The 753-nt window shown below is 37.8% G+C and carries 1 protein-coding gene; it reads left to right on the top strand.

Annotation, left to right across the window (positions count from 1 at the left end):
- The first annotated feature begins 21 nt into the window (after positions 1-21).
- Positions 22-717 carry a hypothetical protein gene (locus tag FHP04_RS14400; protein ID WP_139856845.1) on the top strand — a complete coding sequence of 232 codons (696 nt, stop codon included), beginning with the start codon at positions 22-24 and terminating at the stop codon, positions 715-717.
- Positions 718-753: the final 36 nt, after the last annotated feature.

Raw genomic sequence — 753 nt, 5'->3', positions numbered from 1 at the left:
CGTTGTGGCTAATTTGAAAAAATGACGAATACCAACGACATACAAGAATTGACTCTTTCTACTGACAAGTGGAAAGTTGACTTATATTATGAAAATTGGCATTCCGAGACAAAGACGATTGAAAAGAACGAAAGCGATATTGTAATTGAATTATCCGAAAAAGGAGAATGGGACTCGACATTAAAGTTTGTACTAACGGACGAAAAAACAAAACGGACTTGTATCGTGACAGGAATCCAAGGTGGAACGTTCTTGCACAAAAAAGGCAATGACGAAAATAGTCAGTCTGTAAAAATCGACAACGACAATCTAATATTGAGCTTAGGACTGAATTTCGTTTCTATCGACCTTAATAAACTCAACCTGAATTGGAAACTTCAACCCGATATGGCAGAAGTATTTGAGTTCTACGATTTGGAAAACGATTATCTACTTCGCGGAGAAGTAGGAATTCACAGAATTGACAAAACAGGACAGGTAAAATGGACTTTTTCGGCAGCTGATATTTGGGTAAATATGGAAGGACGACCAGAAGTTGAAATAACTGAGAACTCGATAAAACTTTTAGACTTTAACTCTGACGAATACGAAATCGACTTTGACGGAAAAGAAATAAAAAAACTAGCCACAACAACGGCTATAAGCAAGCGGGCGGACAGTGCAAAACGAAACAATAATACATTTAATAAACTTTGGTCTCGGCTGACAGGTAAGTAGCTTTTAAAGCCCGCCTGCTCATAGCCAAACCGTTGT

The organism is Aequorivita sinensis, assembly GCF_006346335.1.
GTDB classification, from domain to species: domain Bacteria; phylum Bacteroidota; class Bacteroidia; order Flavobacteriales; family Flavobacteriaceae; genus Aequorivita; species Aequorivita sinensis.
The sequence above is the reverse complement of the archived record's forward strand: the minus strand, read 5'-3'. Positions and strand labels throughout refer to the sequence as shown.